5 protein-coding genes are annotated in these 10,317 nt (G+C 61.8%); 3 read left to right on the top strand and 2 right to left on the bottom strand.

Annotation, left to right across the window (positions count from 1 at the left end; translation table 11 throughout):
* Nucleotides 1-5,719, top strand: a 5,719-nt coding sequence (locus ACGSLL_RS26160) for an Ig-like domain-containing protein (RefSeq protein ID WP_394508445.1), incomplete at its 5' end; no start/stop codon positions are given.
* Nucleotides 5,720-6,216: 497 nt separating this feature from the next.
* On the opposite strand, the gene ACGSLL_RS26155 is transcribed toward ACGSLL_RS26160, so the two are convergent.
* Entirely contained in the window at nucleotides 6,217-6,612 is a 396-nt protein-coding gene (locus ACGSLL_RS26155) for a YbaN family protein (protein WP_394508444.1), read from the bottom strand.
* A 10-nt stretch (nucleotides 6,613-6,622) separates the two neighbouring features.
* Nucleotides 6,623-7,210 carry a UPF0149 family protein gene (locus ACGSLL_RS26150; RefSeq protein ID WP_039761053.1) on the bottom strand — a complete coding sequence of 196 codons (588 nt, stop codon included), beginning with the start codon at nucleotides 7,208-7,210 and terminating at the stop codon, nucleotides 6,623-6,625.
* Nucleotides 7,211-7,606: 396 nt separating this feature from the next.
* Between ACGSLL_RS26150 and recQ the strand changes: the two genes are divergently transcribed.
* Both recQ and ACGSLL_RS26140 read left to right on the top strand, forming a co-directional pair.
* Nucleotides 7,607-9,736: a DNA helicase RecQ gene (recQ, locus tag ACGSLL_RS26145; RefSeq protein WP_394508443.1), complete on the top strand. Its 2,130-nt coding sequence runs from the start codon at nucleotides 7,607-7,609 to the stop codon at nucleotides 9,734-9,736.
* A gap of 144 nt (nucleotides 9,737-9,880) precedes the next feature.
* Nucleotides 9,881-10,315 carry a MarR family transcriptional regulator gene (locus tag ACGSLL_RS26140; protein ID WP_208938288.1) on the top strand — a complete coding sequence of 145 codons (435 nt, stop codon included), beginning with the start codon at nucleotides 9,881-9,883 and terminating at the stop codon, nucleotides 10,313-10,315.
* Nucleotides 10,316-10,317 lie beyond the last annotated feature (2 nt).

Genomic DNA, 10,317 nt, shown 5'->3' with positions numbered 1-10,317 from the left:
CACCTTTACCATCACCGCACTCGACGGCGTCAGCACCCTGACCGTCGGCGGTATCGCCGTGGTCACCAACGGCGTGGCCGCAGGCTTCCCGCAATCGATCACCACACCGCTGGGCAGCACGCTGACCGTTACCGGTTTCAACCCGGCCACCGGCGTGGTCAGCTACAGCTACACCCCGGTCGATAACGAAGCGCACCCGAACGGCAACGGCACGAATAATCTGCCAGAGCAGTTCGCTGTCACCGTGGTCGATGACAACGGCACCACCGCCACCGGTACCCTCGACGTCAACATCACCGACGACGTGCCCAAGGCGTTCGACGACAACAATGGCACCGCGTCCGAGACTCAACTGACCCTGACCGGCAACGTGCTGACCAACGACGTGCAAGGTGCCGACCGCGTGCCGACCGGCCCGGTTACGCCAGGCACTTTCACCGGCACTTACGGCACTCTTGTGCTCAATGCCGACGGCACCTACACCTACACGCTGAACACCAGCGACGCGGATTTCAAAGCGCTGACCGGTGGCGGCAATGGCACCGAAACCTTTGCCTACACCATCACTGATGCCGACGGCGATACCAGCACCGCCAACCTGGTTCTGCAAATCCACAACAATGACGATCCGGTGATCATCGACGGCCTCGATGTGAATGGCGGCGAGCTGACGGTCAACGAAAGCAATCTCAGCGACGGCAGCGCCCCGAATGCCGGCGCGCTGACCCAAAGCGGCACCTTCACCATCACCGCGCTCGACGGCGTCACCACCTTGACCGTCGGCGGCATCGCCGTGGTCACCAACGGCGTGGCCGCAGGCTTTCCACAGTCGATCGTCACGCCGCTCGGCAGTACGCTGACCATCACCGGTTACAACCCGGCCACCGGCGTGGTCAGCTACAGCTACACCCTGGTCGACAACGAAGCCCATCCGAACGCCAACGGCGCAAACAGCATTACCGAGAACTTCAATGTTGTGGCCACGGACACCGACGGCAGCACGGCCAGCGGCCAGATCAACGTCAACATCGTCGACGACTTGCCGAGTGCGTACGCCGACGCTGCGTCAGTGAAGGAGGGCGGCACGGTCAGCGGCAATGTGTTGGATAACGACGTCGGCGGCGCGGATGGCCCGGCCATCACCGGCGCGGTCGTCGGCGTGCGCGCCGGTGCCGACACGTCCACATCAGCCATCGGCGGCCTCAATTCGCAGATCAACGGCACCTACGGTTACCTGACCCTTGATGCCAACGGTAACGCGGTCTACCACAGCAATCCCAACACGGTGAACGGCCCGGGCGCGGTAGACGTGTTCACCTACACCGTGCGTGATGCCGACGGTGATGAGAGCACCACCACCATCACCATTGATGTCTATAACAGCTGCCTGAAAGCGGTCAGTGACAGCGATGTCACTGTCTATGAAAAAGCCCTCGATCTGAACAAGGACGGCCAGGATCTGGCGGCGGGCAGCGTGGTCGGCAGTGATCCGGGCAACAGCGGCGAAACCGCATCCGGCACGCTGGTCGGTTCGGTCACCGGCGCGGTCGGCGCGATCAGCTATGCGCTGGTCGGCAGCGCCAGCGGCAACTATGGGCAGATTCAGCTCAACCCTAACGGCACCTACACCTACACCCTGACTTCGCCGGCGACCACCACGCCGCAGGCCGACGACGGTGCCAACACCCTGACGGAAACCTTCACTTATCAGGCCACTGATTCACTGGGTAACATCGTCACCAGTACGATTGTGATCAGCGTCGTCGACGACGTGCCGAAAGCACTGAATGACAGCAACGCCAACTCCGCGTCGGAAAACCAACTGACCCTCACCGGCAATGTATTGACCAATGACGTGCAAGGCGCCGACGTGGTGGCCACCGGACCGAATGCCGGACCGATCACCCCCGGCACCTTCACCGGTACTTACGGCACGCTGGTGCTCAACGCCAACGGCACCTACACCTATACGCTCAACACCAACGATGCGGACTTCAAAAACCTCGGCGGCGGTGGCAACGGCAGTGAGACCTTCACCTACACATTGACCGATGCCGACGGCGATACCAGCACGGCCAATCTGGTGCTGAACATCCATAACAACGACGACCCGATCTGCCTTGACGGCCTCGATGTGAAAGGCGGTGAACTCACCGTCTACGAAAAAAATCTCAGTGACGGCACCAGCCCCGATACACCGGCACTGACCCAGAGCGGCACCTTCACGGTAACGGCCCTCGATGGCCTGCAAACCCTGACCGTCGGTGGCATCGCCGTGGTGACTAACGGTGTCGCCTCCGGCTTCCCGCAATCGGTGGTTTCGCCGCTGGGCAGCACGTTTACTGTCACCGGTTACAACCCGGCCAGCGGCGTCGTAAGTTACAGCTACACCTTGGTCGATAACGAAACGCATCCGAATGCCAACGGCGCCAACAGCCTCACCGAGAACTTCGCCGTCGTCGCGACTGACACCGACGGCAGCAGCGCCAGTGGCCAGATCAACGTCAACATCGTCGACGATCTGCCGACCGCCACGCCCGACGCCGGCGCGGTGGCGGAGGGCAGCACGCTCAACCTCAGCGTGCTCGGCAATGACATCAGTGGTGCCGACGGCGCGGCGACGGTGGTCGGCGTGCGCGCCGGCAGCAATACCGGCAGCTCGGCCATCGGCGGGCTCAACAGCAATATCAACGGCGCGTACGGCTACCTGACCCTCGATGCCGCTGGTAACGCCGTTTATCACAGCAACCCGAACTCGGTGAGCCCACCGGGCGCCACCGACACGTTTACCTATACCGTGCGCGACAGCGACGGCGATGAAAGCACCACGACCATCACCATCAACGTCGCCGACAGCAAACTGGTGGCGTCGGTCGATCAGGACGTCACGGTTTATGAAAAAGCCCTCGACCTGACCAAGGATGGCCAGGATTTGGCGCCCGGCATGGTGACCGGTAGCGATCCTGCCAACAGCGGCGAAACCGCGACCGGCACGCTGGTGGGGGCAGTTTCCGGCGGAACAGGCGCGATCACGTATACCCTGGTCGGCAGTGCAACCGGCAGCTACGGGCAGCTGCTGCTCAACGCCGACGGCACCTACACCTACACGCTGACCTCGGCGCCGAAAACCACGCCGAACGCCAACGACGGGCCGAACACCCTGAGCGAAAGCTTTACCTACAAAGCCACCGATGCGCTGGGCAACAGCACCACCAGCACACTGGTGGTGAACATCGTCGACGACGTGCCGAAAGCCGTCGCGTCGGATCGCTCGGTGACGGCAGTGGAAATCGATTCCAACATCCTCATCGTCCTCGACATTTCCGGGAGCATGGCCGACGCTTCTGGCGTTCCAGGCCTGTCACGGCTGGACCTGGCCAAGCAGGCCATCAGCGCCTTGCTCGAAAAATACGATGACCTTGGCGATGTGAAAGTGCAGCTCGTCACCTTCAGCAGCGGCGCCACCGATCGCACCTCGGTGTGGGTCGATGTCGCCACGGCGAAAACCCTGCTCGCCGGGCTCAGCGCCGGCGGCGGCACCAATTACGACGCCGCGGTGGCGGTGATGCAGAGCGCGTTCAACACTTCGGGCAAACTCACCGGGGCGCAGAACGTCGGTTACTTCTTTTCCGATGGCAAACCCAACGAGGGCGACATCGGCACGGCCGACGAAGCCGCGCTGAAAAACTTCCTTGATGCCAACAACATCAAGAATTACGCCATTGGCCTGGGCAGCGGCGTGAGCAACGCCAACCTCGACCCGCTGGCGTATGACGGCATCAGCCACACCAACACCAACGCGGTGGTGGTCACCGACCTCAATCAGCTCAACTCGGTATTGTCCGGCACAGTGCAGGGGGCGCCGGTCACCGGCTCGCTGCTCGGTGAGGGCGGTTCGTTCGGTGCCGATGGCGGCTTCATCAAGTCCATCGTGATCGATGGCACCACCTACAGCTACGATCCGAAAGCCCTCAGCGGCCAGGGCTCGTTGACCGCGAGCGGCGGGGCCAATCACGGCACCTTCAACACCGCCAACAACACGCTGAGCATCGCCACCAACAATAGTGGCACCTTGCTGATCAACCTCGACACCGGCGAGTATACCTACACCTCGCAGAAAACCACCGCCGTGGTCATCACCGAGAACATCGGCTTCACCGTCAGCGACAACGACGGCGACCTCGCCAGCTCGACGCTGACCGTCAAAGTGATCCCCAACGCGCCACCGGTGGCGATGGACGATCACGTCATCACCAATGTGCTCTCAAGCAACATTGTGGTGCCAGGCGAACTGTTGCTGGCCAATGACACCGACCCCAACGGCGATACCCTCAACGCCACACCGACCAGTTTCAACACCGGCTGGATTTCAAAAGCGGCGGACTTCACCGGCACGGGGGCGATCACCTTCAACAACCAGAGCAACAACACGGCCAACCAGAACCTCGCCAACGTGCGCAACGCGTTTAATGCCACTGCCGCGACCATGACTGCCGTGCTCGTTGTCACGGGTTATCTCGGCACGGTGAGCAACAGCAACGCCAACGACGAGGACCGCATCACCGTCAACCTGCGCCAAGGCGAAACCCTCAACCTGGATCACAACCTCGATCCCGGTCGGATCAGCATGGAGTACTCGATCAACGGCGGCGCCTATGTAACCCTGGCGGACGGGCAAACCTTGACTGCATCGGCCGATGGCGTCTATCAGATCCACATCACCAACATCGCCAACGCCACGGGCAACGGCAACCCGAACGTGGCGGAAAACTATCAGCTGACCATGACGTTGAACTACGCCGGTGCCCACGACGTGACCGCGGATTATCACGGGGCCTACACCGCCAACGACAACCACGGCGGCAGCGACACGGCCAACGTCAGCATCAGCTATCAGGACGGCCACATCCTCACCGGCACCTCAGGCGATGACGTACTGGTGGCTGGCAACGGCGACAACATCATCAATGCCGGCGACGGCAACGATGTACTCACCGCCGGCAGCGGCAACAACGAGCTGCACGGCGGCGCCGGCAATGATTTGCTCTACAGCGGCGCGGGCAACGATCTGCTCGACGGCGGCACTGGCATCGATACCGCCAGCTACGCTCACGCCACCGCCGGCGTCACCGTCAACCTCGGCCTGCTCGGGGCGCAAAACACCCTGGGCGCCGGCAGCGATACCCTGACCGGCATCGAAAACCTGCTCGGCTCGAACTTCAACGACAGCCTCACCGGCGACAACAACAGCAACGTGATCAACGGCGGCCTCGGCAACGACACCCTCAACGGTGGCGGTGGCGACGACCTGCTGATCGGCGGCCTGGGCAACAACACCCTGACCGGCGGCGCCGGCGCAGACACCTTCCAGTGGCTCAAGGGCAACAGCGGCCACGACCTGATCACCGACTTCACCCCCGGCACCGACAAGCTCGACCTGTCGCAACTGCTGCAAGGCGAAAACGGCAGCACCGCCTCGCTGGACGATTACCTGCACTTCACCGTCAGCGGCAGCGGCGCGTCGGTGATGACCAGCATCGACGTCAGCGCCATGGCCGGCGCCACGCCGAACCAGACGATTGATCTGGCCGGCGTCAACCTTGCCAGTCACTACGGCGTCACGCCGGGGGCGGGCGGCATGGTGGCTGGCGGGCATGACACGGCGACGATCATCAGCGGAATGCTGAATGATCATTCGTTGAAGGTGGATACGGTGTAAGCGCCGTCTGAAACGAAAAAACCGCCGTCCGTGTTATCGGGACGGCGGTTTTTTTCTGCCAGAGGGTGCTGCATTGCTCACACGTCAGTCTTCGCGAGCAGGCTCGCTCCCACAGTAGACCGCATTTCAATGTGGGAGCCTGCTCGCGAAGGGGCCAGAATTGGCACCGATCATTCGGCAAGTGTGGCAATTGATCGTTCCCATGCTCTGCGTGGGAATGCAGCCCGGGACGCTCCGCGTCCCCTCCACAGCTGGAACGCGGAGCGTCACTTGAGGCATTCCTTTGCTGCGCGTGGGAACGATCATGGGGGGCGCCAGTTCAGCACACTTGTCGGTGTCGGAATGAATATTCATGGCCTGTTCCTGACCCTCATAGACCGGCAGATAAATGTCCGCCAATCACATGCCGGCCAACGCCTCTTGCCTACGGTCACTTCTTACTAGTGCGAGCGGTAATCCGACGAGCGGTCAATTGCCTGCAATGCAGGAGTGGGGCTTCACGGCCTGCGCAACGTCTTCTGCCGCAAAATATAAACCGTCACCAGCACCGCACAGGTCAACATGAACCCGCGTGCCCACACCAGCGGCACCAGATAACACGAGAACAGAATGCTCACCCACATCAGCCCGATCGCGTAGACCTTGGCCTTGAGCGGAATACCGTTGCCGTCAAGGTAATCGCGAATCCATGGCCCGAGCCGTGGGTGCTCGACCAGCCATTGATAGAAACGCGGGGAGCTGCGCGCGAAGCAGGCTGCTGCGAGCAGGAGGAAAGGGGTGGTGGGCAGGACCGGCAGGAAGATGCCGATCACCCCCAATGTCACGCTGAGCCAGCCGACGGCCAACAGGATGTAGCGCAACATCAGGGAGCGGTTGCCTATGGGGTTGTCCATAGGCCGGGTCTTAGTGGTGACGTGGCTTGAGGATCGCCGGTTTTTCGTCAGGCGCCTGGCACAGCAGGTACAGCGCGGTCAGGGCTTCCGGGATCTGCACGATCATGTCGTCCATCAGGTTGGCGTCCTTGGCGATGTCTTCGAACTCGGGCTGCTCGTCGAACAGGCCGGAACCGACCATGATCGGCAGGAGCATTTCGCTGACTTCTTCCTCGGCGGTTTCGAACCAGGCGGCTTCACGCAGGAACACGCCTTCCATGAAGCCGATGCACCAGCCGCGCAGTTCGGAATCGTCCGGCTCTTCGCCCAGATCCAGTTCGCAAGGCAATTCGAATTCTTCATCCGAGGCCAGTTGGCGAGCAATGTGCGCCTTGAGGCCGATCAATGTGGCTTCGATTTCGGCACGCTGGGCTTCGTCGCTGTAATGCGGCTCTTCAGCGAACAGCGCGTCGATCCACTCACGCTCCGGCACGTCTTCGGAGCAGATCGACAGCGCGGTCAGGTAACCGTGGGCGGCGACGTAATCCAGCGCCTCGTCGTGCAGCTCGTCGGCGTCGAGAAAGACTTGCAGGCGGGTCAGTTGCTCAGCGAAGGACATTACGGGGCTACCTTGGGGAATAAACAATGCGGGAATTCTAGGCCTTCTTGCGCGCTCAAGCCAGCCGCCTGGCAGATTTGCCGCAATTGCTGGACGGTATACAAGTCCATGTGGGAGCGAGCCTGCTCGCGAAGGCGTCGGTCCAGTCAATGCAATCGAACCTGACACACCGCCTTCGCGAGCAGGCTCGCTCCCACACGGTTTATGTGTGGCAGGTTTCTCGGTGTCTTATCAGCGGCACCCTGCGCACGAGAGGCCTCGGGTATACTGCCGCGTTTTGCGCTCCCTGCCCGCATCGCGCTGGTCATGCAACGGCTTCTTACCTTTTGTTTAAGCGGTCGCGGCTGTTCTGAACCAGCCTGAGCAGGGATGTACCGGTAGATTTTTGGAGTTTTTATGCTCGAACAGGCTCAACGCGTCCTCAAGGACATCTTCGGCTACGACAGTTTCCGTGGCCGTCAGGGTGCAATCATTGAGCGTGTGGCCAGCGGCGGTGATGCGCTGGTGCTGATGCCTACCGGTGGCGGCAAGTCGCTGTGCTTCCAGGTGCCGGCGCTGTTGCGCGAGGGGCTGGCGGTAGTGGTGTCGCCGCTGATCGCGCTGATGGACGATCAGGTCGCCACCCTCGAAGAGCTGGGTGTCGCTGCCGCTGCGTTGAACTCCACGTTGAGCGCCGAACAGCAGCGCGATCTCGCCACGCGGATCAAGCGCGGTGAAGTGAAGATGCTCTATCTGGCGCCCGAGCGCCTGGTCCAGCCGCGCATGCTGGCGTTCCTGCAAAGTCTGGAAATTGCCCTTTTCGCCATCGACGAAGCGCATTGCGTGTCGCAATGGGGCCACGATTTCCGCCGCGAATACCTGCAACTCGGCCAGTTGGCGGAGCTGTTCCCCAATGTTCCGCGCATCGCCCTCACCGCAACCGCCGACAAGCGCACCCGCGAAGAAATCGTTGATCGCCTGCACCTGCAGAATGCCGAGCGCTTCCTGTCGAGCTTCGACCGGCCGAACATCTTCTACCGCATCGTGCCCAAGGAGCAGCCGCGCAAGCAATTGCTGGCGTTCCTTGCCGAGCGACGCAGCGATGCCGGCATCGTCTATTGCCTGTCGCGCAAAAAGGTCGAAGAGGTTGCAGCGTTCCTCAGCGAACAGGGCTTCCCGGCGCTGCCGTATCACGCCGGTCTGCCCAATGATCTGCGCGCCTATCACCAGAAGCGCTTCCTCAACGAGGAGGGCCTGATAATGGTCGCTACGGTGGCGTTCGGCATGGGCATCGACAAGCCCAACGTGCGTTTCGTTGCGCACCTCGACCTGCCGAAATCCCTTGAGGCCTATTACCAGGAAACCGGTCGCGGCGGCCGGGACGGTTTGCCGGCGGATGCTTGGATGGCCTACGGTCTGCAAGACGTGGTGATGCTCAAGCAACTGCTGCAGAACTCTGAAGGCGACGAGCGCCACAAGCGTCTGGAGCAACACAAGCTCGACGCCATGCTCTCGCTGTGCGAAGAAACCCGCTGCCGACGTCAGACCCTGCTCGCGTATTTCGACGAAGACATGCCCGAGCCGTGCGGCCATTGCGACAACTGCGTCGATGGTGTGCAGACCTGGGACGCCACCGAGCCTGCGCGTCAGGCATTGTCGGCAATTTTTCGCACCGGTCAGCGTTATGGCGTCGGGCATCTGGTCGATGTGCTGTTGGGCAAGGACAACGAGAAAGTCCGCAGCTTCGGGCATCAGCATCTGTCGGTGTACGGCGTCGGCAAGGCCCTCAGCGAGAGCGAGTGGCGCTCGCTGTACCGCCAGTTGGTGGCGCGCGGTCTGGCGGATGTTGATCATGAAGGGTATGGCGGTCTGCGCTTGAACGACAGTTGCCGGCCGTTGCTCAAGGGCGAAGTGACTCTGGAGCTGCGTCGCGATCTCAAACCGCAAGCCACCGCCAAAACTGCCAGCAAGAGCCCGGCCAGCCAACTGGTGCGTGGCGAAGAGCGCGAACAGTGGGAAGCACTGCGCGCACTGCGGCGCAAACTGGCCGAAGAACACGGCGTGCCGCCGTACGTCATCTTCCCCGATTCGACCCTGCTGGAAATGCTCCGCAGCCAGCCGACCTCGCTGGCGGAAATGGCCCGGGTCAGCGGTGTCGGCGCGCGCAAGCTGGAACGCTACGGCGATGCCTTCCTTGAAGTGCTCGGCGGCGAGGCCGAGGCGCCGAAACCGGTCGCCGATGTGCGCCACGAACTGATCACTCTGGCCCGCGCCGGCATGACGCCGCTGCAGATTGCCGGGCAGTTGCAGTGCTCGGAAAAGAACGTCTACACGATGCTGGCCGAAGCGATCGGCAAGCAGCAGCTGTCACTCGAGCAGGCGCTGGATCTGCCGGAAGAGCTGATGGGCGAAGTGCAGGACGCGTTCCTTGACGGGGAGGGCGAGTTGCCGTCGGTCGCCGAAGTGGCTGAGCTGTTTGCCGGGCGGGTCCCGGAAGGTGTGTTGTATTGCGTGCGGGCGGCGTTGCAGTCTGAATTTGAGATGTGATCGGGCCGTTCCGATGAGGGTGCTTTTGATCTATGAGCAGTTGTAACGATTCAGTACAGACCGCCACTTGCCTATAACTGCCACCCATGCTTAGCTGACTAATAATTAGATTTTCCGTATTTTCAGTCTATCCGTGAGTGTTTTATGCCGTTAACCGATCAACACCGCTTTGGCATGCAACTGGCCCAGATGTCCCGTGGCTGGCGTGCCGAACTTGACCGTCGACTGGCCGGGCTGGGGCTTTCCCAGGCGCGCTGGCTGGTGCTGCTGCACCTGGCACGGTTCGAAGACGCGCCGACCCAGCGTGAGCTGGCGCAAAGCGTTGGCGTCGAAGGGCCGACCCTGGCCCGCTTGCTCGATAGTCTGGAAACCCAAGGCCTGGTGCAACGGCAATCGGTGATGGAAGACCGCCGGGCGAAAAAAATTGTCCTGTGCGCACCGGCTCTGCCGTTGATCGAACAAATCGAAACCATTGCCACGCAACTGCGTCTCGAGCTGTTCGATGGCGTCGACGAGGCGGATCTGAAGGTGTGCATGCGTGTTCACGGGCACATTCTCGGCAACCTGGAAAAATCCTGAGG

It is taken from the genome of Pseudomonas retamae (assembly GCF_043496865.1).
GTDB classification, from domain to species: Bacteria; Pseudomonadota; Gammaproteobacteria; order Pseudomonadales; family Pseudomonadaceae; genus Aquipseudomonas; species Aquipseudomonas retamae.
This window is presented reverse-complemented; position numbering and strand designations above follow the sequence as displayed.

What these genes read in the sequence shown, in the direction of transcription:
- ACGSLL_RS26155 (WP_394508444.1), bottom strand. Translation starts at nt 6,612, where the DNA reads ATGGACAACCCCATAGGCAACCGCTCCCTGATGTTGCGCTACATCCTG.
- ACGSLL_RS26150 (WP_039761053.1), bottom strand. Translation starts at nt 7,210, where the DNA reads ATGTCCTTCGCTGAGCAACTGACCCGCCTGCAAGTCTTTCTCGACGCC.
- recQ (WP_394508443.1), top strand. Translation starts at nt 7,607, where the DNA reads ATGCTCGAACAGGCTCAACGCGTCCTCAAGGACATCTTCGGCTACGAC.
- ACGSLL_RS26140 (WP_208938288.1), top strand. Translation starts at nt 9,881, where the DNA reads ATGCCGTTAACCGATCAACACCGCTTTGGCATGCAACTGGCCCAGATG.